This is a genomic window from Paraburkholderia sp. 31.1 (assembly GCF_014397645.1).
In the GTDB taxonomy this organism is placed as follows: Bacteria; Pseudomonadota; Gammaproteobacteria; order Burkholderiales; family Burkholderiaceae; genus Paraburkholderia; species Paraburkholderia tuberum.
Map to the genome: position 1 here is coordinate 1 of NZ_VZQN01000155.1, position 1,373 is coordinate 1,373.

1 protein-coding gene is annotated in these 1,373 nt (G+C 61.4%); it reads right to left on the reverse strand.

Annotation, left to right across the window (positions count from 1 at the left end; genetic code table 11):
- Positions 1-7: 7 nt before the first annotated feature.
- Positions 8-1,354 (reverse strand): IS4 family transposase, encoded by a 1,347-nt coding sequence (locus F6X37_RS35730; protein ID WP_090812277.1) that lies wholly within the window; start codon positions 1,352-1,354, stop codon positions 8-10.
- Positions 1,355-1,373 lie beyond the last annotated feature (19 nt).

Below are 1,373 nucleotides of genomic sequence, written 5' to 3' on the forward strand. Positions count from 1 at the left end.
CATCTCCTTATACAGAAGTATCGTAGCCGTCGCGCAGGATCTGGATGGTGATCACCGCATCCATGACACGCTGCATGCCAATCCACAGTGTCTTCGCGCCGGGTTCACCATCACCCTTGCGTCCGAGGAATCCGCCCAGTGATGCAATCATCCGTATCATCTGGTTAAGCGTCGGTGGCTTTTTCGGGCGGGGTTTCTTGGAGAGCACGTGAGCGCCGTGTATCTCGTCAGCCTCAAAGAACAGCGAAGCATCCAGCTCCGGGCAGGTCCTGCCCAGCCGCATAAGCCGTGCGATACGCCAGGACACCACCATATACAGCACAAGCGCCTTCTCCACGCGCTCCATCTGCGAGAGCTGCAACGTTTCAACCCGGCAGGCGTTCTTCAGCACGTTGAAGAACATCTCGATCTCCCACCTCGCGCGGTACCAGTCGATCAGTTCGGTGAGCGCATGTGTATCGTGCACTTCGCGGTTGCTCAGCAGGCGCCAGACGACGGGCTTCACGTCAGTGGGCGCATCCACTTCACATGCCTCAATGCAGCTCAGCTCGACGCCGCCGCGCCCGGGTAACGTCACGCGCTGTGCACGCAGCTCCTGCTTCACTTCACGCGCCTTCTGGCCACCCCGCCCGGGCAGCACGAAGCTGATATGACCGAGCACCTCGCTCGCGTGTACCGTTTCCCACAGTTTTGCTTCATCCTTGAGTGCGCGGTTGTGCTGGGAGCGGATCAGCCAGTCGGCCGGTTCGCCCAACTCCTGCGCACGCTGCATGAGCGCCGCGATATCACCCTCGCGATCGGCCACATATACCAGCCGCGTGCCCGGCAGGGTTGCTGCCTGCTGCGCCACGATCTCATAACTTTCGATCCATCGAACGCTCTCGCACACGCCGCCACGCTGGCCGTTTTCGTCGCGCGGCTCGCGTGCCCACATCCAGGCGTTCATGACACCCAGCGCCTCGCGATCCGGTGTGACCGCATAGGTCGCGTGAAGATACATGCCAACCTGCGCTTCATAACTGAGCGGGCCGGCCCCCTCGATGTCCTGGCCGTTGAAGTTCAGCTCCGTTGTGTCAGCCACGCACAGGACTACCGGTAACTCGCCCATGCGCGCAGCGGTGCGCTCCCAGTGCGGCTGCATCATGTCGCGCCAGTCGATGTGCTCATTGCCCAGAAAGCGGTACGCCGCCATGGTCTCGGCCCAGCCCTCACAGGCACCCGGAATACTCGCAGTGGGACGCGCGGCAAACCGCTTCAGCAATTCCTTCGCCCGACGGTCCCGCCGCGGGTCACCAAGATCCAATGTTTCAAATTCCTCGTCCACCCACGCTCCCGGCTCATTACGAATCTGCATTCGAAAAGTCGAGAGTAAA

Bases quoted from the DNA above. Each gene is read 5' to 3' on its own strand.
- F6X37_RS35730 (WP_090812277.1), bottom strand. From the start codon at position 1,354: ATGCAGATTCGTAATGAGCCGGGAGCGTGGGTGGACGAGGAATTTGAA.